Origin of the sequence: Micromonospora sp. NPDC049107 (assembly GCF_040648595.1) — a bacterium.
Classification (GTDB): domain Bacteria; phylum Actinomycetota; class Actinomycetes; order Mycobacteriales; family Micromonosporaceae; genus Micromonospora.
The window spans coordinates 1-23,292 of record NZ_JBEZEC010000010.1 but is presented as its reverse complement, the minus strand read 5'-3'; the positions used below and the strand labels follow the sequence as shown (position 1 = coordinate 23,292).

Annotated in this window: 21 protein-coding genes and 1 pseudogene; 10 read left to right on the top strand and 12 right to left on the bottom strand. The window is 70.4% G+C overall.

The window, feature by feature from the left end; translation table 11 throughout:
• Positions 1-2 precede the first annotated feature (2 nt).
• From AB0B55_RS23910 to AB0B55_RS23875, 8 genes are all read right to left on the bottom strand, one after another.
• Positions 3-3,074, bottom strand: coding sequence for a hypothetical protein (locus AB0B55_RS23910; protein ID WP_357173914.1), 3,072 nt, complete (start codon positions 3,072-3,074; stop codon positions 3-5).
• Between the two features lie 69 nt (positions 3,075-3,143).
• The gene (locus AB0B55_RS23905; protein WP_357124989.1) at positions 3,144-4,394 is read right to left on the bottom strand and encodes an iron-containing alcohol dehydrogenase; all 1,251 of its coding nucleotides are present in this window, start codon (positions 4,392-4,394) and stop codon (positions 3,144-3,146) included.
• A 63-nt stretch (positions 4,395-4,457) separates the two neighbouring features.
• The gene (locus AB0B55_RS23900; RefSeq protein WP_357124992.1) at positions 4,458-5,918 is read right to left on the bottom strand and encodes an NAD-dependent succinate-semialdehyde dehydrogenase; all 1,461 of its coding nucleotides are present in this window, start codon (positions 5,916-5,918) and stop codon (positions 4,458-4,460) included.
• A gap of 128 nt (positions 5,919-6,046) precedes the next feature.
• Positions 6,047-7,123 carry an ABC transporter ATP-binding protein gene (locus AB0B55_RS23895; RefSeq protein ID WP_357124995.1) on the bottom strand — a complete coding sequence of 359 codons (1,077 nt, stop codon included), beginning with the start codon at positions 7,121-7,123 and terminating at the stop codon, positions 6,047-6,049.
• Entirely contained in the window at positions 7,123-8,190 is a 1,068-nt protein-coding gene (locus AB0B55_RS23890; RefSeq protein WP_357124998.1) for an ABC transporter ATP-binding protein, read from the bottom strand. Before AB0B55_RS23890 ends, AB0B55_RS23895 begins: the two co-directional genes overlap by 1 nt.
• The gene (locus AB0B55_RS23885) at positions 8,190-9,101 is read right to left on the bottom strand and encodes a carbohydrate ABC transporter permease (RefSeq protein WP_357173911.1); all 912 of its coding nucleotides are present in this window, start codon (positions 9,099-9,101) and stop codon (positions 8,190-8,192) included. The genes AB0B55_RS23890 and AB0B55_RS23885 overlap by 1 nt, the downstream gene beginning before the upstream one ends.
• The gene (locus tag AB0B55_RS23880; protein WP_357125004.1) at positions 9,101-10,048 is read right to left on the bottom strand and encodes a sugar ABC transporter permease; all 948 of its coding nucleotides are present in this window, start codon (positions 10,046-10,048) and stop codon (positions 9,101-9,103) included. The genes AB0B55_RS23885 and AB0B55_RS23880 overlap by 1 nt, the downstream gene beginning before the upstream one ends.
• Complete coding sequence (locus tag AB0B55_RS23875) at positions 10,045-11,451, bottom strand: extracellular solute-binding protein (RefSeq protein WP_357173909.1); 1,407 nt, start codon at positions 11,449-11,451, stop codon at positions 10,045-10,047. The genes AB0B55_RS23880 and AB0B55_RS23875 overlap by 4 nt, the downstream gene beginning before the upstream one ends.
• A gap of 321 nt (positions 11,452-11,772) precedes the next feature.
• Between AB0B55_RS23875 and AB0B55_RS23870 the strand changes: the two genes are divergently transcribed.
• The 6 genes from AB0B55_RS23870 to AB0B55_RS23845 all read left to right on the top strand — a co-directional run bounded on the left by AB0B55_RS23870 (position 11,773) and on the right by AB0B55_RS23845 (position 16,358).
• Entirely contained in the window at positions 11,773-12,465 is a 693-nt protein-coding gene (locus AB0B55_RS23870; protein ID WP_357174254.1) for a GntR family transcriptional regulator, read from the top strand.
• An 88-nt stretch (positions 12,466-12,553) separates the two neighbouring features.
• The gene (locus AB0B55_RS23865) at positions 12,554-13,123 is read left to right on the top strand and encodes a DJ-1/PfpI family protein (RefSeq protein ID WP_355047859.1); all 570 of its coding nucleotides are present in this window, start codon (positions 12,554-12,556) and stop codon (positions 13,121-13,123) included.
• A 19-nt stretch (positions 13,124-13,142) separates the two neighbouring features.
• On the top strand, positions 13,143-13,964 hold the full coding sequence (locus AB0B55_RS23860; protein ID WP_357125011.1) for an alpha/beta hydrolase: 822 nt from the start codon (positions 13,143-13,145) through the stop codon (positions 13,962-13,964).
• A gap of 264 nt (positions 13,965-14,228) precedes the next feature.
• A complete protein-coding gene (locus AB0B55_RS23855) occupies positions 14,229-15,458 on the top strand; it encodes a cytochrome P450 (RefSeq protein WP_357125014.1) in 1,230 nt (409 codons plus the stop codon).
• Positions 15,455-15,682 (top strand): ferredoxin, encoded by a 228-nt coding sequence (locus AB0B55_RS23850; protein ID WP_357125017.1) that lies wholly within the window; start codon positions 15,455-15,457, stop codon positions 15,680-15,682. The genes AB0B55_RS23855 and AB0B55_RS23850 overlap by 4 nt, the downstream gene beginning before the upstream one ends.
• A gap of 346 nt (positions 15,683-16,028) precedes the next feature.
• Positions 16,029-16,358: a TraR/DksA C4-type zinc finger protein gene (locus AB0B55_RS23845; protein ID WP_355047864.1), complete on the top strand. Its 330-nt coding sequence runs from the start codon at positions 16,029-16,031 to the stop codon at positions 16,356-16,358.
• Between the two features lie 49 nt (positions 16,359-16,407).
• On the opposite strand, the gene AB0B55_RS23840 is transcribed toward AB0B55_RS23845, so the two are convergent.
• Complete coding sequence (locus tag AB0B55_RS23840; protein WP_357173906.1) at positions 16,408-16,761, bottom strand: hypothetical protein; 354 nt, start codon at positions 16,759-16,761, stop codon at positions 16,408-16,410.
• A 49-nt stretch (positions 16,762-16,810) separates the two neighbouring features.
• The gene (locus tag AB0B55_RS23835; protein ID WP_357173903.1) at positions 16,811-17,020 is read right to left on the bottom strand and encodes a hypothetical protein; all 210 of its coding nucleotides are present in this window, start codon (positions 17,018-17,020) and stop codon (positions 16,811-16,813) included.
• A 217-nt stretch (positions 17,021-17,237) separates the two neighbouring features.
• Here AB0B55_RS23835 and AB0B55_RS23830 point away from each other — a divergent pair.
• Positions 17,238-17,315 (top strand): annotated as a pseudogene (locus AB0B55_RS23830) (nucleotidyltransferase); the annotation flags it as partial.
• Between the two features lie 148 nt (positions 17,316-17,463).
• Here the strand turns inward: AB0B55_RS23830 and AB0B55_RS23825 are convergent.
• On the bottom strand, positions 17,464-18,708 hold the full coding sequence (locus AB0B55_RS23825; protein ID WP_357173900.1) for a PQQ-dependent sugar dehydrogenase: 1,245 nt from the start codon (positions 18,706-18,708) through the stop codon (positions 17,464-17,466).
• A 398-nt stretch (positions 18,709-19,106) separates the two neighbouring features.
• Here AB0B55_RS23825 and AB0B55_RS23820 point away from each other — a divergent pair, with 398 nt between their 5' ends.
• Together AB0B55_RS23820 and AB0B55_RS23815 are read left to right on the top strand one after the other, a co-directional pair.
• Positions 19,107-20,579, top strand: a complete 1,473-nt coding sequence (locus AB0B55_RS23820) for an endo-1,4-beta-xylanase (protein ID WP_357173897.1) — start codon at positions 19,107-19,109, stop codon at positions 20,577-20,579.
• 151 nt (positions 20,580-20,730) lie between these two features.
• A complete protein-coding gene (locus tag AB0B55_RS23815) occupies positions 20,731-21,504 on the top strand; it encodes a hypothetical protein (RefSeq protein ID WP_357173894.1) in 774 nt (257 codons plus the stop codon).
• A 51-nt stretch (positions 21,505-21,555) separates the two neighbouring features.
• Here the strand turns inward: AB0B55_RS23815 and AB0B55_RS23810 are convergent, their stop codons facing one another.
• The gene (locus tag AB0B55_RS23810; RefSeq protein ID WP_357173891.1) at positions 21,556-21,957 is read right to left on the bottom strand and encodes a cupin domain-containing protein; all 402 of its coding nucleotides are present in this window, start codon (positions 21,955-21,957) and stop codon (positions 21,556-21,558) included.
• A gap of 356 nt (positions 21,958-22,313) precedes the next feature.
• Between AB0B55_RS23810 and AB0B55_RS23805 the strand changes: the two genes are divergently transcribed.
• Positions 22,314-23,180: an alpha/beta hydrolase gene (locus AB0B55_RS23805; RefSeq protein WP_357173888.1), complete on the top strand. Its 867-nt coding sequence runs from the start codon at positions 22,314-22,316 to the stop codon at positions 23,178-23,180.
• Positions 23,181-23,292: the final 112 nt, after the last annotated feature.

Genomic DNA, 23,292 nt, shown 5'->3' with positions numbered 1-23,292 from the left:
GGTCACTCGCGGCCGAGGGACAGGAGCAGGCCGGCGGCGACCAGGGCGATCCCGGCGGTGGCGGTGTATGCCGGAAGCTGGGCCGGGATGCCGAGGTAGACGGTGATGCCGAGGATGCGGGACAGGCCCCAGGGCAGCAGCGCGAGTTGGTCGTTCCACACCGTCAGCGCGCGTTCCAGGCCCACTGCCGAGACCAGGGCGGACAGTGCGCCCAGCGGCACGCCCACGGCGGTCAGGGTCAGCCCGACCGCGCTCGCGCGACGCAGGCCGTAGCGGTCCCGCAGGACCACCGCCGTGACCACGAACAGCCAGCAGAACGCCGCGAACGCGACGGTGACGTACGCCGCGCGCAGGCCCGGCGCGGTCCAGAAGGCGAACCAGTAGCCGCCGGGTCCGCGCAGGGCGAGCGCTGCCAGGAGAAGTACGCTGCGCAGCAGCGCGACGCCGCCGAGCGCCGCCCACAGGTGGAACGGATCCCGGCGGCCGACGACGAGGCGTACGACGAGGGCGAACAGCGCCCATCCACCGAGGGTGACCAGCAGGTGTGCCGGCGCGGCGAACCAGGTCGACACGAGCCGGCTCGCCACCAGGACCACGGCCGGGACCAGCCAGACCATCAGCCGGTCCGCCCGGGTGCGGGGTGTCGGCAGCGCGGCGACCTGCCACGGCCGGAGCGCGCCGAGCAGCAGTCCGCGCGCGGCGGCCGCGCCGAACCCGCGACCGCGCAGGCCGAGCAGCAGCACCAGCAGGATCGACGCGAGCAGCGCCCGGGCCGCCCAGGCCATCGCCGGGTCCCGGTCGGCACGCCGCGCCCCGAGGTCGGCGGCGGTGAAGTTGTACGCCGGCAGGTCCAGGTCGGCGTCGTAGCGCTGCCGGTGCGCGTCGCGCGCATCCTGGTACGCGGCCGCTGCCCGCCGCCAGTCGTGACGGGCGGCCGGTGCGCCCGTGTCCAGCCACTGCGCGTGCCGCAGCACCATGGTCCGGTACGCGCTCAGCGTCTCGAACAGGTCGACCTGGTAGTCGAGCGTCGCGGTGAAGCGTCCGCGCAGTTCGGCGTCCCGCCAGGTCGCCGGGTCGGTCGCGGCCACCAGGTCGCGCATGCGCCGGGCCAGCGCGACGGCCTGCGTACCCTCCTGGATCGCCTCGTCGACGCGGCCGCCGGTCACCGCGTAGATGCTGTCCAGCGACGCGGAGTCGCCGGTCGGGATGTCCCACTCGAAGATCCACATCATCGGCGGCGGTTCCAGCCCGAGCGCCCGTACCGAGCGGTCGGCGTACGGACCGATGTAGAGGCCCCTGGTGACCGCCGGGCGGGACAGCGCCATGGCCTGCCCGATCGCGGCGACGGTGCCCGGGTCGGCGGAGAACGTGCGGTACGCCCAGTCCGCCGTCACCTGCGCCGGGTCGGCCTGCGGATCCCAGGCAAGGCGGCCGACGGCGTACGTGTTGAGGTCGTAGAGCTGCCAGAACCCGGCGCGCAGGTACAGCGACATGGGCCCGGCGCGCAGCGGTCCGCCGTCCTGGGTCCAGTTCCAGACGCCCTCGACGTTTGCGTTGGCGGCGAGGAACGCGCGCAGCGCCTGGCGGTGCAGCGGGCCGAGGTCGTTGGGCAGCGAGCCGAACCCCTCGAACTCGCGCCGGGCCTGGAACTCCACGATGCGGCGGTGTGGGCCGCCCAGCAGCGTGGTGTTCAGCGGCAGGTGGCTGTAGAAGTCGCCGAGGGTGTACTTGGTGGAGACGATCAGGTGCGGGTCGTCGAGCCCGCCGAGGACCTGCGCGTACGACTCCGGGTTGGGGTGCAGGTCGCCGACCGCGCCGACGCCCACCGTCCAGGTCCGGAAGATGATCTCCTTTCCGGCCGGGCCCGCCGTGTCCAGCAGCGCCCGCAGCATCGCGCGTACGGACGCTTCCGTGGTGACCGCGAGCCGGGACGAGAAGTCCCAGCCGGTTCCGGCGTACACCTCGCCGCCCTCGCCGATGCGGACCATGAGGCCGTCGACGAACGGCATGCTCTCGAACAGTTCGGCCAGGCCGGCCTGGTAGACCGCCCACAGCCGTGGGTCGGCCACGTCGAGGCCGCCGACGGTCCGCGTCAGGTACGCCTCCACCGGGGGCGACACCGCGAGCATGTCGGTCAGCAGGAAGACCTTCATCCCCATGTCCTCGGCGTACCGGAAGACGGGCCCGAACGCCGTGACCATCGCCCGCGCCCGGTCGACGTGCGGGTCGCCGGGCGGATAGACCGCGCGTCCGTCGCCGACCGTGGCGAACGTGACGTACTCCAGGAAGCCGGGCACGACGATCCCGTTGTAGCCCTGCGCCACCGAGTGGTCGACGAGCTGGCGGAACTGCGCGTCGATGCGGGCCACCGCGGCGGCGTCCACCCACGGCGCTCGGGGCAGCACCGCCGACGCGACCACGTCGGTGTTCAGGCCGTAGTCGTCGCCGGCCGCGAAGGCGGCCGGGTCGGGCTCGCGGCCCACCGAACCGGCGTCGGTCAGCCGCAGGCCGAGCCGGGGGGTGACCACCCGGCCGGTGTCCGCCGGGGGGAGCGCCTCCACTCCGGAGCGGATCCGGTCGGCCAGCTGGTACATCCCGGCTGCCACGCCCGCGACATCACCGCCCTGGACGGCCAACTCGGTGCCACGCACGTCGAGCCGGTACGACTCGGGCGTCCCACCGAGCGCGGCCAGCACGCCCGCCCGCAGCGTGCGTACCGCGGACAGGTCGGGGGGCCCGCCGCCCGCCGTACCGGTGCCCGGCGCGGTGGTCGCGGACCCGGCCGGGGCGAGCACCGGCCGGGGCCGGCCGCGGAAGACGACCGCGTCGGCGACGGCGGTCGCGGCCTTGGTGAGCCGGGGATTGTCGGGTACGACGAGGGACGTCAACGGCGGGACCGGCGCGGGCGTCCGCGCCGGCGCCGCGACCGCCTCCTCGCCCGGCACGGCGGCGGGGGAGTGGCTCAGCCCCAGCGTGTCGCCGACCGCCCAGGCCGTGGCCGCGCCGAGCGCCACCACGATCGCCACGGCGACGAGCAGCGGGTACGGCCTGCGAGGCTGGGCAACGTGAGCCACGCTCGCATGGTAGTGGTCGCACCGGCCATCGTCCTCGACGCGCGGAAGCCGGCGGCGAGCGTCGTCGGGCTACCCGTTGCCGGCACCATCTCCGCTCGGAGTCAGGACGTGTCGGGTCCGGTCCCCGGTCCAGGCCGCTTCGAGGATCGCGGTCAGGCTGGCGGTGTCGGTCGGGCCCGGGTGGTTCTGGATGAGGCGGGTGACGCCGGTGGCCATCTCCGCGAAACGTGGCAGGTCGGCGCGGGCCACGCCGATGTCCGCCAGGGTGCGGGGGATGCCGATGTCGGCGAGGAGACCGTCGAGCCAGGTGAGGAACGCGTCCGCGGCCTCGGCATCGGAGGCGTCGGCCACGTCCAGCCCGCACACCCCGGCGAGGATCGCCAACCGGTCTTCGATGGCATCCCGGGCCGCGTCCAACGCGTACGGCAGGAGCAGTCCGACGCCCAGGCCGTGCGGGGTGTGCGTGGCCGCGCCGATGGGGTACTGGAGGGCGTGCGGGGCCGCGTTGCCCGCGTGGGAGAAGGCGAGCCCGGCGAGCATCGACCCGTACGACATGTCCGCGCGCGCGTCCCGGTCGCCGCCGTTGCGGACCGCACGACGCAGGCTCCGGGCGATCCGCTCCGCGGCCAGGAGCGCGTAGTGGTCGGTGATCGGGTTACGGCCGAGGAACACCTGCTCCACCGGGTCGCGTGGTCCGTGGGCACGGGGTCGCGCGGTGTAGCTCTCCACGGCGTGGCAGAACGCGTCGATGCCGGAGTGGGCGGTGACGGTCGCCGGGCAGGAATAGGTGAGTTCGGGGTCCACGATGGCGAAGTCGGGCACGATGTGGACGCTGGAGACCCCCACCTTCAGCTCGCGGTCCGGGTCGGTCAACACCGAGACGGGGGTGAGTTCGGAACCGGTCCCGGACGTGGTCGGGACCGCGACGAGGGGGAGGGTCGGCCCCGGCACCCTCGACTCGCCGTAGAAGTCGCGCGGCGTCCCCCCGTGGCGTCGGATGACGCCGACGATCTTGGCGAGGTCGATCACCGTGCCACCCCCGATGGCGAGGATCACGTCGGCCTCCATCTCGTTGGCGACCGCGACGGCCACGGCGACGTCGGAGAGTGGCACGTCCGACGTCGCGTCCGAGAACACCTCGACGACGTCGACCCGCTCCCGCACGGCGGCCACGATCTCGGCGACGCCCGGTTGGCCCAGGAGAACCTGGTCGGTCACCACGAGGACCCGCGATCCACTCTCGGCCACCACCCGGGGGATGTTCTGCGCGACCCCTTCGCCCACGATGAGCTGGCGCGGTCCGCGGACGGTCTCAAGCATGTCGGTGCCTCTTTCGGAACGTCGGCGGCGATGTGCGGGCGCAAGCTCGGGGCGGCGGGCCGGTCACGGCAGGTCGATCGCCGCGTAGGTGAGGTCGAGGTACTCGAGGATGCCCTCGTGCGACCCCTCCTTGCCGATGCCGGACTGCTTCACGCCCCCGAACGGAGCTGACGGGTCCGAGATCAGACCACGGTTGATGCCGACCATCCCCGTCTCCAGCCCCTCGGTGAACCTCAGCGCCCGCCGCAGGTCACGGGTGAAGACGTACCCGACCAGGCCGTGCTCGGTGTCGTTGGCCTTCGCCAGCACCTCGTCGTCGGACGTGAACGAGATGATCGGCGCAACCGGACCGAAGATCTCCGCCTGCAGCATCCGCGCGTCGTCGGGCACGTCGACGACCACGGTGGGCGGGTAGAAGTGGCCCGGCCCATCCGGACGCTTGCCGCCCACCAGCACCCGGGCGCCCCGATCCACCGCGTCGCCGACGAGCTCGTCGATCGCGGTGACCGAGGCCTCGTCGATCAACGCCCCGACGTCCACGCCGTCGTCCAGACCATGACCCACCGACAGCGCGCCCATCCGCTCGACGAAGCGCGCCGTGAACTCCTCGCGCACCGGCTCCTCGACGTAGATCCGGTTGGCCGCGATGCAGGACTCCCCGATGTTGCGCATCTTGGCCACCATGGCGCCGTCGACGGCGACGTCCAGGTCGGCGTCCGCACACACGATCAGGGCCGCGTTGCCGCCAAGTTCCATCGAGGTACGCAGCACGTTGTCCGCAGCCTGCCGGAGCAGCACGCGTCCGACCTCGGTCGACCCGGTGAACGACAGCTTGCGGGTCCGGTTGTCGGCCAGCAGCGCCGAGACCACCGCGCCGGAACGCTTGGTGGTCACCACGTTGACGACGCCCGGCGGTACGCCCACCTCTTCCATGAGGCGGGCCAGGAACAGCATGGTGAGCGGCGTCTGGCCCGCGGGCTTGGTGATCGTCGTACAGCCGGCGGCCAGCGCAGGAGCGATCTTGCGGGCGCCCATGGCCAACGGGAAGTTCCAGGGCGTCACGAAGACACACGGTCCGACCGGCTTCGGCACGGTGAGGATGCGGTATCCGCCGGCGGGGGCGGCGCTGTAGCGACCCTCGACGCGGACCGCCTCCTCGGCGAACCACCGGAAGAACTCCGCGCCGTAGGACACCTCCGCCCGAGCCTCGGCGAGTGGCTTGCCCATCTCGAGCGTGATCAGCCGGGCGACCTCCTCGGACCGCTCGACCAGTGCCCGGTACGTCGCGGTCAACAACTCCGACCGTTTCCGTGGTGGGGTCGCCGCCCACCCCGGCATCGCCGTGCTCGCCGCCTCCAGGGCGGCGAGCCCGTCGACGACGTCGGCGTCCGCCACCTCGGCGATGGTCGTGCCGGTGGCCGGGTCCTCGACGGCGAAGGTGGCCCCGTTCGTGGCGTCGCGCCAGGCGTCGCCGATGCGGAGCCGCCGGTGCTCGGGGGCCAGGACGGTCATCGGGTCACTCATTGCGTCGCCTCCTGTGATCTTCGTGGTGCTGTGCGGAGTGCCCCAGCGATCGCGCCGTGCGGGTGGACGGACGGGTCACCCGCCCTCGTCGGGGCGGGGGCGGAGGTGTCTCGGTCTGTCCGGCGCGGTTACCGCCCCGCCTCGGACAGCGACAGCCCGGTGTCCGCGTCGAACAGGTGCGCACGGTCCAGGTCGACCGTGACCGACAGCCGTTCGCCCGGCGTACCGGTGATGGTGGGTCGTGCCTTGACCTTGAGGATCTCGGTTCCCACCCGGACGTCGACCACCGTGCGGTCGCCGAGCGGCTCGAGCCCGTAGAGCTCTCCCGACAACGACGCGTCCCCGCGCTGCTCGACGGACAGGTCCTCCGCGCGTACGCCCAGCAGCAGCGCACGACCTTCCTCGGCAGTGGTCCAGTGGGGCCGAGGCAACGTCCAGCCGTCCGCACCGACCAGACGATCCCCCTCGGCGCGGCAGGCGAGCAGGCTGATCGGCGGGCTCCCGACGAACCCCGCCACCCACTGGTTGGCGGGACGCTCGTACACCTCGGTCGGTGTCCCGACCTGCTGCACCTTCCCCTCCTTGAGGACCGCGACCGCATCGGCCATGGACAGGGCCTCGACCTGGTCGTTGGTCACGTAGACGAAGGTCGCGCCGAGGCTCCGGTGGATACGGGTGAGCTCGGTGCGCATCTCGACGCGGAGCTTGAGGTCGAGGTTCGTCAGCGGCTCGTCCATGAGGAAAGCCCGGGGGCTGCGGACCAGCGCCCGAGCCAGCGCGACCCGCTGCATCTCACCGCCGGACAACTGGGCGGGACGACGCTTCAGCAGACGTTCGATGTGCAGCAGCTTCGACATCTGCTCGACGGCGGCCGCGATCTCGCTCGCCGAACGGCGGCGTGCCCGCAGCGGTGAGGCGATGTTCTCGTACGCCGTGTGTCGCGGGTAGAGGGCGTAGTTCTGGAAGACCATGGCCAGGTCCCGCTCGGCCGGCGCGTCAGCGGTCGCGTCTCTCCCGTCCAGGTGCACCGAACCCGCGTCGAGCTTCTCCAGGCCGGCGATCGCCCGCAGGGTCGTCGTCTTACCCGCCCCGGAGGGCCCGAGCACGACGAAGAACGAGCCGTCCGGCACGTCGAGCGTCACCCCGTCCAGGGCCTGGACCTTGCCGAAGGACTTGCGCAGCCCGTGCGCTGCCACGGTTCCCATCAGGCCACCAGCTCTTCCGTGCGCACGTCGTAGACCGCCGGGGTTCCGCCGGTGTGCCGCAGCCCGACCTTCGCGTCGGGGGCGAAACGAATGGTCGGTGGCATCCGAACCCGTACGTCGCGCTCGCCGCCGTGGTCGACCACGTAGATGATTTCGTCGCCCAACCACTCCGCCGAGACCACTCGGGCCGGGATCGTGCCTTCCGTCCCTGGCGCGGTGACTTCCAGCGCCTCCGGCCGGACGCCGGCCACCAGGCGACGATCGCGCGGCAGGCCTGACGGTGGTGTGAGGACCAGTCCGCCCTGACTGTGCAGCATGCCGTCGACCACCTCCACGTCGACCAGGTTCATCGGCGGGGAGCCGATGAACGCGGCGCAGAAGAGACTCGCCGGGCGGTCGTAGACCTCCAGCGGCGTGCCGATCTGCTCCACGCGGCCCTTGTTGAGGATGGCGATCCGGTGACCGAGCGACATCGCCTCGACCTGGTCGTGGGTGACGTAGACCATCGTCGCCCCCAGCTCCCCCTGCAGGTGCTTGATCTCCGTGCGCATGTCCGCCCTCAACTCGGCGTCCAGATTGGTGAGAGGTTCGTCCATGAGGAACGCGCGCGGTCGTCGCACCAGGGCGCGCGCGAGCGCGACGCGCTGCTGCTCCCCGCCGGACAGTTGGCGCGGTCGCCGGTCCAGAAGGGCACCGAGCCGCATCAGCCGGGCGGCCTCCTCGACCCGCGCGTGCACCTCCTGCTTGGGCAGTCCCTCGGCCCGCAGGGGGAACGCCAGGTTGTCGCGGGTTCGCAGATGCGGGTAGAGGGCGTAGAACTGGAACACCATGGCGATGTCGCGCTCGGCGGGCGGCAGATCATTGACCAGCGTGTCACCGATGCGGATGTCGCCGGACGTCTGCCTCTCCAGGCCGGCGATGGCCCGCAGCGTGGTCGTCTTGCCGCAGCCCGACGGGCCGAGCATCACGAACAGCTCGCCGTGGCCGATGGACAGGTCCACCTGTTCGACCGCGACCGTGCCGTCCGGGTAGCGCTTGTGCAGCGCGGTTACCTCGATACCCGCCATCAGCGTCGCACCGCCCCGAGCGTCACACCGGCGATGAGGTGCCTGCGCACCAGGTAGGCGAAGATGAGCACCGGTAGGGCGAACACCACGGAGGCGGCTGCCACGAGACCCCAGTCGGTGGTGGTGCCGCCGATCAGGCCGGCGATGGCGGGTGGGGCCGTCCGGACGCTGTCGCTGGACGTGAGGAAGATGGCGAACACGAACTCGTTCCACGAGAAGATGAGCGCGAAGACCGCCGTCGCGGCGATGCCGGGTAAGAGCTGGGGAAGTGTGTATCGCCAGAACGCCTGTAGCCGGGTGTAGCCGTCGAGCATGGCGGCGTCCTCGTACTCCGCGGGCACCTCGTCGACGAACCCCTTCATCATCCAGATCGTGAACGGCACGTTGAACGCGGCGTAGATGAGGATCAGGCCGATCTTGTTGTCGATGAGTCCGACCTGGCGGTACATGAGGAAGATCGGGATCACCACCACCACGGGCGGCATGAAGCGGGTGGACAGGATGAAGAACAGTTGGTCCTTCTTGGCCTTCACGGCGAATCGTGAGTAGGCCCAGGCCGCCGGGACTCCCAGCACGGTGGCCAGCACCGTGGAGGCGCCGGCGACCAAGAAGGAGTTGAGGAAGCTGACGGACACGGGCGTACGGCCGTCGCCCTGGGCGACGAACACGTCCTTGTAGTGCTGCAACGTGACGGCGAAGTCGAAGAACTTGGCCGGGATGGCGTAGACGTCCCGGTTCTCCTTGATCGACGTCTCGATCATCCACAGCACCGGAAAGAGCATCACGGCGGCCAGCACGGTCAGCAGCACGACCTCCACCGCGGAGCGGCCCCGGCCGCCGGGGCGGCGCACGGGAGGTGTGTGGTCCCCGGCCGGACCGGTGGACACGGCCTCGTCGACGGAGACGGCCATCAGTCCTCCTTGAGCTTGTTCAGATAACGCAGGTAGAGCTGCGTGAGGACGATGACGACGAGGACCATGAGGATTCCGTACGCTGACGCGGTTCCGGTGTTGAAGCCCAGGAACGCGACCTTGTAGATGTGGAACGACAACGTCTCGGTGGAGACCCCCGGGCCTCCGTTGGTGAGGATGTAGACGAGGTCGAACAGCCGGAACGCCTCGATGGCCCGGAACATCACGGCGATGAGCAACAGCGGCCACACCAGCGGCAGGGTGATGGTGCGGAACTTGAACCACTCGGACGCGCGGTCGATCGAGGCGGCCTCGTAGAGGTACTTGGGCACCGCGCTGAGGCCCGCGAGCGCGATGAGCATGATGAACGGCGTCCACTGCCAGGTGTCGACCACGATCAGCGAGATCAGCGCCGTCCGCTGCCGGGTGAGCCACTCCACCTGCCCGAGGCCGACCGAGCCGAGCATGCTGTTGACCACGCCGAACTGCGCGTCGAGCATGAAGCGCCAGAACAACCCGACCACGACCGGCGACAGCATCATCGGGACCAGGAACAGGGTGGTCAGCGCTCCGCGCCCGCGCGTGCGCCGGGAGATCAGGTAGGCGATGCCGAACCCGAGCACGGTCTGCAGGGAGACCGCGCCGATCACATAGACCAGAGTCGTCAGGGCCCTCGTGTGGACCTGGGCCGACGTCAGGATGGCGGTGTAGTTCCCGAAACCGACGAACTCGGCGGGACCCCCGCGCGTGGCCGAGTAGTCGGTGAAGGACAGGTACAACGACCACAGCAACGGGAAGACCGACATGGCGAGCAACAGCAGGAGCGAGGGGGAGATGAAGGCCACGGCGAGCCCACGGTCGCTCAACCGGCGGGACCGACCCGGCGCAGGTGGCGTCGCGGACGCCACCTGCCCGGGGTGTTCGGTCGTCAGAGGGGCGTCGCTCACAGCCCGCCGCCGCCCTTGCGGTTGCTCGAGTCGAGCACGCTCTGCTGCTCCTTGGCGATGTCGTCGAGCGCGTCCTTCGGGCTCTTCGCGCCGTTGAGGGCCGCGTTCACGTTGGTGTTCTCGATGTCGACGAGGCGCGCGTACTCGGGCACGTTCCACATGTCCCGCATGCGCGGGACCGAGTCGGCGTACACCTTGTTGAACGGCCCGGCGTTGAGGAACTCGGGTGACTGGATCGCGTCGGTACGTGATGGCACGCCACCGGCGGCGGCCCACTTCTTCTGGACGTCAGCCCGCTCGAACCACTTCATGAAGTTCAGGGCTTCCGCCTGGTTCGCCGCGCCGGAGTAGGCCGAGATGTGCATGCCCATGCCGCCGAGCGGGACGAGGTTGGTCTTCTGGGTCGGCAGGGTGGCGAAGCCCAACTTGTCGAGGATCTGCTCGCGCGTGGTGCCGAGCGTCGACTGCTTCGGGTCGAGCAGGCCGCCGCTCGCCGCGATCCAGTTGAACGCGATGCACGCCTTGCCCTGGGCGACGGCCGCGTTCGTCTCGTCGATGAACCAGTTGCCGGAGCCCTTGGCGGTCAGCGGCTTCATCTTGTTGACCAGGACGTCCATCGCCTCCTGGCCGGCCGCGTCGTTGAGGACGCCCTGGATCTTGCGTGCCTTCGGGTCCCAGAGGTTGCCGCCGTAGACGCCGTTCACGGTGTTGTAGGTGACGGCCGCGGCGTCGGATCCGTTGGCCTGGTGGAAGGCCAGTCCGCTCACGCCGGGGTGCTCCGCCTGGCACTTCCCGGCGACCGAGATCATCTCGTCCCAGGTCTGCGGCGGCTTGTCGCCGATCAGGTCCTTGCGGTAGATCATCGTCCAGGTGTCGCCGAGCAGCGGCAGCCCGTACAGGCTGGCGTTCTCGTCGCGTTTGCCGGTCTCCGCCTGGGGGAACTGACCGTAGGCCGCCAGGAGGTACGGGTCGTAGGCCTGCACCTCGATGTTGTTCTTGACGAAGTCCGTGAGGTCGAGGATGTTGCCGTTCGTCACGGCCTCGCCGATGTGCTGCGAGTCCAGGATCGCGATGTCGAAGTCGGTCTTGCGCGCGGCGAACTGGGTGAACATCGCGTCGTGCCAGTTCGCGTTCGGCACAGTGTTGACCTTGATGGTCGCGTTCGGCCGCTCTTTCTTGTACTCCGCGTTGGCGAAGGCTTCCAGCGCTTGGGCGGGCGGCCAGTCGAACCAGATGAAGCTGAGGGTCAGCGGGTCCTTGCTGAGCTCCGGGACGGCCGCCGGCGCCTTGGGGGCGCTCGCCTTCGCGTCGTCGTCCTTGTCGCCGCCGCACGCCGCCAGGGTCGTGGCCACCAGCAGCATGGCCGCCGTCGCCAGCCGTGCCTTGCGACCGGGAACGGGCATTCGTCCTATTCGCTTCTGAGCGCGCATGTTATGCCTGCTTTCTGGATGGGGACTTCTAGGCCTCGCTATGTGCTTCGCCGAGCGGTTGCTGGGTTTTCTGGGCGTGGCGCCGGGCCGTCGTGAGGGCCGGCGTCAGGACTGCGCCGCGAGGTAGAGAATGAAGATCATCCGCCACTTTTCCTATACGATCTGGTGGGGGCGTCAGCATGCCGCAGCGCTGTGACTGATGTCAACAGGCCGCAACGGCGCAAGAAGGGACCTCACGTCACGATGGACGACGGAGCGATGATCGCGCGGGGCCGCAAGGCCGTGACGGGAGGAATGTCGGTGGGAAGATCGGGCGGCCGGCTCGCCGACGAGGTGTACGACACGCTGCTCGGGCAGCTGATGTCGCTACGGATCGAGCCCGGCTCCCGCGTCACGATCGACGTCCTGGCGCGAGAGCTGGGAGTCTCCCAGACGCCGATCCGGGACGCCCTGAACCGCATGGAGGCCGAGGGGCTGGTCGTGCGGGTGCCCCACGCCGGCTACCGCATCCCTCCCCAGATCACCCGCCACCGATTCGAGGACATGCTCGAGGTCCGCCTGCTGCTCGAGCCCGCGGCGGCGCGCCGGTCCGCCGAACGCGCCTCGGTGGAACAGGTGACCGGCCTGCGACGGATGCTGGAGGAGATGGCCGAGCTGGAGGGGGGCAAGGGGCCCGCGGCGTACGGCGCCTTCGGGCTCCGCGACGCCGCGTTTCACGACCTGGTCGCCCGCAGCGCGGAGAACCAGGTGATCCGGGAGGCGCTCGCCCGCCTGCACAGCCACGTGCACCTCTTCCGGCTGCACCACGACGCCCAGGTCACCCACCTGGCCATGGCCGAGCACGAGGACGTGGTGGCCGCGATCGCCGCGCGTGACCCCGACGCCGCCGCCTACGCGATGCGTCGGCACATCCTGCGCTCCGGCGACCGGTTCCGGCGATTGTTCGACGAGGTCACAGACGCGGAATCGATGGCGGTAGAGGCTTGACGGGTGGGCTGGGTCGAGGAATGCTATCGCCACCGGATCGGATCGGATTGGATCTCCACCACCCGCCACCAGACGCGAGGAGAAGCAGGTGCCCAGAGCGCTGCTCCTGACCGGCGACGCCGCCGAGGAACTCGACACCATGTATCCCTACTACCGCGTGCAGGAGGGCGGCTGGGACGTCGACGTCTCGTCACGGACGCTGCGTGACGTGCAGTTGGTCATCCACGAGTTCGACCCCAACTCCGACGCCTACGTGGAGAAGAACGGGCGCAAGCTGCCGGTCGACGTGCCCTGGGCCGAGGTCGACGTCGAGCGCTACGACGCCCTCATCATCCCCGGCGGACGTGCCCCCGAGTGGATCCGGGTGGACGCCGACGTCAGGCGCATCACCGAGCACTTCTTCGCGCGCAACCTCCCCATCGCTCTGGTGTGCCACGGCGCGCAGGTGCCAGCGGTGTACGGGCTCCTGAAGGGTCGGAAGACGGCGTGCTTCCCGCCCATCACGGGGGACATGGAGAATGCGGGCGCGACGGTCATCGACGCACCCGACGTCGTGGACGGCAACCTCGTCTCCTGCCGGGGATGGCCCGACATGCCGCAGTTCGGCAGGGCGATGATGGAGGTCTTCTCGAAGTCCGTCAGCTCCGCCTCGGCGTGAGCACGCCCGGCCTGCCCCGGTGACAGCACTTCGGACCGTCGCGGTCGACGGTTCACCCGTCCACGTTCTGGAGAGCGGCGCCGGGCCCGCGGTGTTGATGCTGCACGGCTCCGGACCCGGCACGACCGGGTCCGGCGCCTGGGCATCGACGGCGCAGGCGCTGGGCACGTCCTGGCACGTGGTGGCTCCTGACCAGGCGGGGTTCGGCCGTACGCCCGTGCCGGCCGGCTCCCCGAGCGGACTCCGGCTGTGGACGGAGCAGGCGGCGGGCCTGATGGATGCTCTCGGTATCGAGTCCTACGCCGTGGTGGGTCACTCCATGGGCGGCGCCGTGGCGCTGGCACTGGCGGCGGCCCGCCCTGAGCGGGTGACCCGTGTCGTGGCGGTCTCCACGATGGGCGCTCCGGGGGCGCCGCTGTCCGCCGATCTCGACGCGGTCTGGGCCGCCCCCGCCGGCCCGCTCGGGGCGCGGGACATGCTGAGCCGCCTCCTCCTCGACCAGGCTCTCGTCACCGACGCGGCCGTTGAGGCCCGTGCGGCGGCGATGCGGGATGGGGCGTCCGCGTACGCGTCGTTGTTCCCCGCACCGAGGGCACGATGGGTCGACGACCTCACCCTCACCGCGCAGCGGCTGGCAGCGATCCACGCGCCCGTGCTGCTCGTGCACGGCGCCCAGGACCGTGTCACCCCGATCGAGGCAGCCACCCGACCCCTGCTCGAACACCTGGCCGACGTGCGTCTGCACGTGTTCGGTCGATGCGGGCACGTGCCGGCGGTCGAACACCCGCGCGAGTTCCGGCAACTGCTGTCGTGCTTCCTCGGCCAGGACCGAGGTCACTGAACCACGCGCCGGTCGCCGCTACGGTCCGCAGTCCGTGCGAGAAGCTCAATCCTGCCGCGAGCGATCCGCTGGGAGCACGGCTGTCCCGTACGGGGCGCGGATCGGTCTCCATGGCGATCATCGACGTCCCTCGCTACGATCCGACATTGAAACGTCACGATGCGTAGGGGTGTGCTGATCCACGCCCTGGGCGTAGGCGATCTGAAGCCGCTGTGAAGGTGGCGCCGGCCTGCGGATCACGCCGTCTCGACGAAGGGAAGCCGGATGACCGAGAGCGCGCAGAGCACCGAGAGCCGAACCGTTCCGCCCGTGCGGTCGTACCCGTTCAGTGTGCCCGACCGCCTCGTCGTCGATCCGACCTACGGCGAGCTGCGCGAGCACGAGCCGATGACCCGGGTGCAGCTCCCCTACGGGGAGGAGGCGTGGCTCGCCACCCGGTACGAGGACGTCCGTACGGTCCTCGGTGACGTGCGGTTCGGCCGCGCGCCAGCCGTCGACCGTGACGAGCCCCGGCTCACCCCGCGCCAGCAGTACAGCGGCATGCTGACCATGGATCCGCCCGATCACACCCGGCTGCGCCGGCTGGTGGCCAAGGCGTTCACGGCACGTCGAGTGGAGGCGCTGCGACCTCGCACCCAGGAGATCGCCGACACGCTGGTCGACGACATGCTCCGGCTCGGTCCCCCGGCCGACCTGGTGGAGCACGTCGCCACGCCACTGCCGATCCAGGTGATCTGTGAGCTGCTCGGCGTCCCGTACGCCGACCGCGACCGTTTCCACGTCTGGTCCGAGGCGATCGTCTCGACCACCTCACTGCCGCTGGAGACGATCCAGGAGTACCTGAACAATCTCTGGGGCTACATCGGTGGCCTGGTCGCCGAGCGTCGCCGCGACCCGGGGATCGACGACCTGCTCGGCGCGCTGGTGCGGGCCCGCGACGAGAACCAGGATCGGCTCAGCGAGACCGAACTGGTGGAGCTGGCCGCGGGGCTCCTCGCCGCTGGTCACGAGACGACGGTGACCCAGATCCCCAACTTCGTCTACGTCCTGCTGCACAATCCGGACCAGCTCGCGCGGCTGCGGTCCGATCCGTCGCTGGTGCCGGCCGCGGTCGAGGAACTTCTGCGGTACGTGCCGCTCGGCGTCGGTTCCTCCTTCGCCCGGTACGCCAAGGAGGACGTCGAGGTCGGCGGGGTGCTGGTCCGGGCCGGTGAACCGGTTCTCGGCTCACTGTCGTCGGCGAATCGGGACGGCACGGTCTTCGCCGACCCGGACCGGCTGGACTTCGATCGCGAGCAGAAACCGCACCTGGGCTTCGGGCACGGCGTACACCACTGCGTCGGCGCGCAGTTGGCCCGCATGGAGTTGCAGGTAGCCGTCAGCACCTTCGTCACCCGTCTGCCCGGCCTGCGGCTCGCCGTACCGGAGGCCGAGCTGAAGTGGAAGCGCGGCATGTTGGTACGGGGCCTGCTCAGCATGCCGGTGGCGTGGTGAGCACCGCCTGGCGGGTCGGGGTGGACCCGGCTCGTTGCATCGGCACGAGCATCTGCGCCGGCACCGCGCCCGAGCATTTTCGCCTGGTCGACGGTGTGTCCGCGCCGTTGGCCGGCGTTGTCTCCCCGGCCGAGGTCGTCCTCGACGCCGCCAACTCGTGCCCGGTGGAGGCGATAATCGTCCGGGACGTCACGGACGACCGGCTGATCGCGCCGGAGGAGTGACCCGTCACCCACACCGCGCGTGAGGCCGGCCGTTCCTCCGGCGTTGGCATCGCCGTGGTCGCCGCCTATGGTGGAGACATGTCCTCGGTTACGTTCCGCTCTCCTGCCGTCACCGGCGTGGCGGCGGTCGGGGCTGCCCATGTGGCGATGGCGGCGTGCCGGACGGTCGATATGCGGGTACCGGTTGTCCGCGTGCCGCGCATCGCGCCCATCTCGTGGTTGACGAGCCCGGCGCGAACCGGCCGAGGGCCCCCAGCGGAACCGTTGCATCTCGGAACGACCGCCAGGGCGAAGCTATCCAGCTTCGGCCCTTTTCTTTTTACCCTTCGGAAGCAGAGGTAGGACCATGAGCGTCGATCAACGAGCTGTCGACCAGCGTTGGCTGGCTGATCTGCGAGCCTCGCTGGCGGAAGACTTCGCCACGCAGACGGCTCGGCTGCGGGAACTGACCGAGCTCAACGCGGACACCGGCGACCCGAGCGAGGCCCACAACCGGGCCGCGCTGCTGGTGGCCACCCGGCGCAACATCGAGCAGATCACCGGTGCGCTGAGCCGCATCAGCGCCGGCACCTACGGGACCTGCGCGAAGTGCCGCCAGAACATCCCGGCCGAGCGGCTCGAAATCCTTCCGCATGCGCAGTTCTGCGTGTCCTGCCAGGCGAAGCAGAACGGCTGACCGGCGGTGTGGCTGCCGTGCCGCAGCGGTACGGCAGCCACACCGGCCGTCACGCGGGAGATGGCTCCGTCACGGTGACGATGTCGAGGATGCCCAGAAGTCCGGCAAGCGTCACGGCCTCGGAGCGCGTCAGGGTGAGCGAGCAGGTGGCGTCGGGGTCGTCGGGGGACTCGTAGACGAGATCTCGTCGCCCGCCCGGGTGGTGCGTGACCACGCCCACTCGACGACCGTCAGCGGTGGTGAACATGCGGCGTACCCCGATACCGGGCAGCGGGGTCAGTTCGACAATCATGGGGACTCCAGCGGGCAGGGCGGCGCATCCGCGTAGCGGCTCGGCGACGCGCAGGCCGGCGAGCGTGGCCGGGCGAAGTGCGGTGGGCGTGGTGGTGGCACGGCCGGTCATGGCGGCGAACTGGACACACCATGGGTCGGCGCGAGCCGGGGCGGGTGGATCAGGCGAGGTGCAGCGCGTGGCGCGGGGGAGCGCGATCCGCTGACCAGGCGGGCACGCAACCGGGGGTCGCCCGCCGTGCGGAACGGAACACGATGCACAACCCGATCGAGCGGGTGGCCGAGAGCACCAGCAGGAGCACGGCGAGCAGCAGCAATGTCGGCTGCGGCGTCCGCTCGCCGACGCGCCGGGGGCCGCGTCTGTCGTGCATGCCCCAACCATAGCCGTCGCCCAGAGTGTGGACTATATTCGCGTTGGGTGACCGCCTCCGGGCGATGTGGTCGGTGAACTGGATGACATCGTGGGCCTGCCGGGTCGCGCTCGTTCGGCCGCTGCTGGCGATGACGTACCACTGGTCGGGAACGACCGTCGGCCCGGCCCGCCGGGAAACGGTGGCGCGTGCGGGTCTGTGGTTGGGTAGCGTCCCGGAGCGGCTGGCGGCCCGGCAGGCGTTCCTGTCGAGGCGTGTGGCCGAGACCTACGGCAACTACGCGCCGGATCAGCTCCCCGGCCAGGTACGCGTCGTCCTCCCCGGCCCGTGAGCCGGCGGCGGCCAACCAGGACCGACGACGTGGTTGGCCCCGTGCCGCGGTGGACCGCCACGGGTGCGTGGCAGTCCACCGCGGTGTCACCGGTGCCGGTTTCCGCCGAGGCTCAGCGGTTGGCCACCCCGGCGGTCGGGGTGGGCTGGACCCGCTCGAACCGGACCTTGCTCAGCCAGCCCGGGAGGTCGCTGAGCACGTACAGCTCGCCGTTCACGTCGGCGCCGAACGCCGTCGGCTGGGTGGGGAAGGTGCCGATCTCGGCGGACTCGTAGCCACCCGTGGACGTGGGACGCACGGCGAACGCGCGGGTCGAGCAGTAGTCGCTCGCGATGTAGGTCCCCCGCGCCTCCGGGGTGACGGACCCCCGGTACACCAGGCCGCCGATGATGGAGCAGTTGTCCGTCAGGTAGTGCTCGTACTCGGCGACCGGGTCGGTGAGCCGTACGCCCGGCCGGCACTGCGTCTGGTCGAAGACCGGCGTGCCCTCCTTGCAGGACCAGCCGAGGTTCGCGCCACGCTGCGACGGGCGGATGTGGTTGATCTCCTCGATCAGGCCCTGGCCGACGTCGCCGATCCAGAGCGAGTTGTCGACCGGGTCGATGGAGAACTTCCACGGGTTGCGCAGCCCGTAGACCCAGATCTCCGGCCGCGCGCCCGCCGTGCGGACGAAGGGGTTGTCCAGGGGTACGCAGTAGGGCTTGCCCCCGCAGCTGCGGTTGACGTCGATCCGTACGATCTTGCCGAGCAGGGTGCCGAGGTTCTGGCCGCTCTTGAACGGGTCGTTCGCGTTTCCGCCGTCGCCGGTGGACCAGTAGAGGTAGCCGTCGCGGCCGAAGGCCACCTGTCCGCCGTTGTGGTTGCCGAACTCGGCGTGCTCCTGGGTGAGCAGCACCTGTAGCCGGTCGGGAGCGCCGAGCGGCACCCGCGCCAGGGTCAGCGCTCCGGCCGGCAGGCTCGTGTAGGCCACGTAGAGGATCCCGGTGCGCGCGAAGTTCGGTGCGGGCGTGATGCCGAGAAGGCCGCGCTCGTTGTCGGACGTGTCGATCCGGGCGGTCAGGTCGAGCACCGGATCGGCCGCCAGGCCGGTGGCGGGGTGGTACGCGCGGACGGTGCCGTTCTTCTCCGCGATCAACATTCGACCGTCCGGCAGGCCGGTGATCGCGATCGGGCGCTGCAGTCCGAACGCCACCCGCTCGGACACCACGGTCAGCTCGGTGAGTGGCGTCGCGCGGGCGTGGGATGTGCCGGTCGCCGCGGTGCTGGCCACCGACGCGGGTGGTGACAGAAGCACGGACAGGGTCAGGATGAGCAGGCCGGCCAGCATGGTGGCCGGACGTTGTCGCCGTCGCTGCATGTTCGGCTCCTCGATCAGGTGGGTGGTGGTGGTGTGGGAGCGTTTCCACACTACATCGATCTAAGTCGATGCCAAACCGGCTGGTCCTCCGCCGTGCGCGCCACCGTTCTCGGTCGCCGGCTGTCCAGATCGAGCTGATTCGATATAGCATCGCGGCAGGGCAGTGTTACTCCGCAGGGGCGTGCGGCGCGGAGTGTTCGCCATCCACCGGGCGGGCCGGGCAGCCGGCGGTGGCCACCGATTTCGGGCGCGGCGGGGTTGACGCCGGCTCGGCGTCACCTGCGGCGTGCTGGTCCAGTGGCGAGCGCGGTGCTCCGGTCGTCGGCCGTGCGGTGCTCCTCGGTTCCGTGCCTCGAGTCGGCAACGGACCAGACGAAACACCGAGGAGAAGTGCACAGATGAACGACGTACCCGCTCGACCGAAGCGCCGAACCAGGGGGGCCGCCAGGCTGCTCCTGGGTGGGGCCTGCGCCCTGGCGATCACCGTGTCCTCGATGGCCGTGGCGACCTTCGCCCGCGCCGACCTCCCCGGATCGCCCGGGACCACCCTGAAGGCCGCCGCCGAGCGCAGCGGCCGGTACTTCGGCGCCGCCATGGGGGCGGACCGCCTCAACGACTCGGGCTTCCTGACCATCGCGAGCCGTGAGTTCGACATGATGACGGCCGTCAACGAGATGAAGCCCGACGCGACCGAGCCCAACCCCGGCCAGTTCAACTTTGATCGCGGTGACGCGATCTACAACTGGGCCACCCAGCGCGGCATGCGGTTCCGTGGTCACACCCTGGCGTGGCACGCCCAGCAGCCGAGGTTCTGGGGGAGCCTGAGCGGCACCGCCCTGCGGAACGCGATGATCAGCCACATCAACGGGGTCATGGCCCACTACAAGGGCAAGTTCGCGTACTGGGACGTGGTTAACGAGGCCTTCGCCGAGAACGGCAGTCGGCGGTCGTCGAACCTGCAGTCCACCGGCAACGACTGGATCGAGGTCGCGTTCCGGACCGCGCGCGCCGCCGACCCGAGCGTGAAGCTGTGCTACAACGACTACAACATCGAGAACTGGACGTACGCCAAGACGCAGGGCGTCTACAACATGATCAGGGACTTCAAGTCCCGGGGCGTGCCGGTCGACTGCGTGGGCCTGCAGACCCACTTCACCGGCGGCAGTTCGCTGCCCGGCAACTTCCAGCAGACCCTGTCCAGCTTCGCCGCCCTCGGGGTCGACGTGGCGTTGACCGAGGCCGACGTCACCAACGCCTCGACCAGCCAGTACCAGGGCCTCACCCAGGCCTGCATGAACGTCCCCCGCTGCGTTGGCATCACGACGTGGGGCATTCGGGACAGCGACTCGTGGCGCGGCAGCGAGAACCCGCTGCTCTTCGACCGCAACAGCAACCCGAAGGCGGCGTACACCGCCGTCCTCAACGCGCTCAACGCCGCCTCCACCACCGTGCCGGGAACGCCGCCGACGACCCCTCCGCCGACGACCCCTCCGCCGACCACTCCTCCGCCGACGACCCCTCCGCCGACCACTCCTCCGCCGACCACTCCTCCGCCGACCACGCCGCCGCCGGGTGCCTGTAGCGCGACGTACCGGATGGTCAACAGCTGGAACGGTGGCTACCAGGGCGAGGTCACGGTGGCCAACAACGGCTCCGCCACCCTCAGCGGCTGGACCGTACGGCTGACGCTGGCCAGCGGGCAGAGCATCGCCAATGTCTGGAATGGCATCAACACCGGCACCAGCGGAACGGTCAGCGTCCGTAACGCCGACTACAACGGGTCTCTCGGCGCGAACGCCTCGACCACCTTCGGTTTCCTGGTCAACGGCAGCAGTACTACCGCACCGAGCGGTCTCTCCTGCACCAGTTGACGCGCGACGACGCGTACCGGTCCCTCCGCGTCGGGACGCTGACCGGGCCCGGAGCCACCCGCTCCGGGCCCGGGCGCCGTCGTGGTCGGACCGGTACGCGACCGAAGTAACCGTCCTCGCGTACCGCACCTCGTCGATAGGGAGAACGACCATGCGCAGACTTCTCGCGGTGTTCAGCGCCGCCCTGATCCTCGGCACCACGGTCGGCAGCGCTCCGGCCGGGGCGTCGGGCGCGTCCCGGCCCTCGTGCCCCCGTGGCCTGCTCTTCTGTGAGGACTTCGAGCGACTGCCCGCCGGCGGGGCCAGCACGGTGAACTGGGGCGTCGACACCCGCCACGGCACGCTCACCGTCGAACGTGCTCGCCGGGGCAACCAGGTGCTGCACGTCCACACGGTCGACAACGGACGTGCCTTCCTGCGCGTCGACGACTTCGCCGCGCCGGGCAACCGCTTCTACGGCCGGATGCGCCTGCGCGTCGACGCCTTCCCCACCGCCCCGGACTGGGCGCACTTCACGCTGGTCGAGGCGACCGGTAGCGGTAGCGCGGAGGTCGTGCGTCCGATCGGTGGCCAGTACGCCCCCACCGTGCCCGGCACGTTCTGGGGCATCGGGGCCGACGGCGGTCCCACCGGCGACTGGACCAACTGGCGGGAGTCCGCCCCGGTCGTCGAGGACACCTGGCAGTGTTTCGAGTGGAAGATCGACGGGGCGGACAACAGCGTCGCCGTGTGGATCGACGGCGTGGCGAACCCGGAGCTGACCGCCTCCACGAACGACCACGGCGGTAATGACGTTCCCTTCGTCCTGCCGAGCGTCGACACGGTGAAGATCGGCTGGCAGCTCTACCAGGGCGGCACGACGCCGGGTGAGTTCGACCTCTGGATCGACGACATCGCCCTGTCGACCAAGCGGCTCGGCTGCTGAGCTGACGCCCCCGCAGGTGCGCGGGGGCGTTCGACGCCGGTGGTCGTGATGTCAGTCGCGATCGACGTTCCTGCCGGGGTGCGGCTCTGCTGCCGTACCCCGGCCGAACTGGTCGGCTCGCCGATCTGGAGCGCGCGAGCCGTACGCCGGACCGAACACCACCAGCAGCGTCAGGTCCTCGGTCACCTCGTCGAAATGGTGCTCCTCGCCGGCCGGCACGAAGATCACCGAACCTGGGGCCACCTCGGCCGTGCCGTCCGGGGTCACGATCCGGGCCCGGCCGGCGGTGACCACGTAGATCTCATCCTCGGTGTGCGGGCTCTGATCGTCGAGACCTCCCGCCGGGATGCAGTACGTTCCCACCGACAGGTCCGGAACCCTCAGGTGTTCGATCCAGTCGTTGACGGCTCCGCCGGGTGTGGTCCACCGGCCCGCCCCTTCGATGATCTGCATTGCCGAAACCTAAGGGACGTCTCGCACCTCCGTGGAGGGCGTTTCCCGGCGCCGGGCCGGTGGGGGCGGTCGGCTCCGAGCACACGCGGCGACTGGGGAAGCAACCCGTTTGGCGGGTTTCCTCGGAAGATAGCAAATCTGAGCACTTCTCCTGTTTCGTCCATTATTCCGACTCATTGTGAGTACCGTGAAGTCGGGCGATCGTGCAGTCACCGAGGCGTCGGAGGCCGGCCCGTCACCGGTCGACGCACCGCTCGGCGGTGGACCCGACCGGTCGCGGCTCCGACCGGGCAGCGTTGGCGGCCACCCGCATCTGCCCGCGTTCGGCATCCACTGACCAACGAGGGGGAACAGACATGCTCAGAATCTCGCTACGTCGGCCGAAGGTGATCGCCGCAGCGCTCGCCGCCGCAACTCTGGTGACGGTGCTCGGCTCAAGCACCCCAAGCGTGTTCGCGGACGGCGGTGTGCGACCAACCCCCGACGAGGGGCACCGCAGCAGACCGACGATCGTCCTCGTGCACGGCGCCTGGGCCGACGGCTCAAGCTGGAATGGGGAGATCCGCAGACTCCAGGCGCGCGGTTTCGACGTCCAGGTCGCGCCGCAACCCGGCCGAGGGCCGTCGATCGACAGCGGCTACCTGAAGGACTTCCTGTCCACCATCGAAGGTCCCATCGTGCTCGCCGGCCACTCGTACGGTGGCTTCGTGATCAGCGACGCCGCCACCGGCAACAAGAACGTCAAGGCGCTCGTGTTCGTGGACGCCTTCGCGCCGGACAAGGGGGAGACCGTGGAGGAGCTCACCGCGGGCTCCGGCTCGATCCTCGAGCCGGCCCTGACCGACCCCACGAGCGTCTTCCGGCTCGTGCCGTTCCCCGGTGCCCCGGAGGGCGCGGCCGACGCGTACGTCCTGCCGAAGGTGTTCATCCCCGGCTTCGCCAACGGTCTGCCCCGGCGGCAGGCGGAGGTGCTCGCCGTGACCCAGACCGCCCTGGCCACCAACGCGCTGGGCGAGCCGGCCACGGAGCCGGCGTGGAAGACGATCCCCGCGTGGGCGGTGGTCGGCACCGAGGACCTGGTCATTCCGCCGGCCCGCCAGGAGGAGATGATGAAGCGGGCGGGGGCCGACATCACCCGGATCGACGCCGGTCACCTGGGCCTGATCTCGCACCCGGACCAGGTCACCAGGGTCATTCTGGAGGCGGCCCGGACGACCGCCTGACGAGGTCTCGTGACATCGGCAGCAGTGGCCGCGTGGGCTGGACCAGCCCCCCCCGCCCCCCCCCCCCCCGCCCGGGCCACGCCCGGTGCGCGAGAGGTAGATCCCACCATAG